General features: G+C 44.3%; 1 tRNA gene. It reads left to right on the forward strand.

Annotated features, from left to right (window positions below):
* Positions 1-151: 151 nt before the first annotated feature.
* Positions 152-227, forward strand: a tRNA-Glu gene (locus H5084_RS19380).
* The last annotated feature ends 35 nt before the right edge of the window (positions 228-262 follow it).

Here is a 262-nt window from a genome sequence, read left to right on the forward strand (position 1 = left end):
CTCCTTACGTAAAGAAAGACATCAACAAGCCTTACGGTGAATTTGCTTAGGCAAATAAACCTACCGGCCAAAGTTTTTGCTTCGCAAATACTTAGCGAGTGCCCACACAGATTGTTTGATTAGAATGATAAAGCGCAAAAAATAGTTCCGGGTCCCCATCGTCTAGAGGCCTAGGACACCGCCCTTTCACGGCGGTAACAGGGGTTCAAATCCCCTTGGGGATACCAACACTATTCTAGAATCTAAAGTCACTTAATAACTG

This window comes from Psychromonas sp. SR45-3, from assembly GCF_014163575.1.
GTDB lineage: Bacteria > Pseudomonadota > Gammaproteobacteria > Enterobacterales > Psychromonadaceae > Psychromonas > Psychromonas arctica.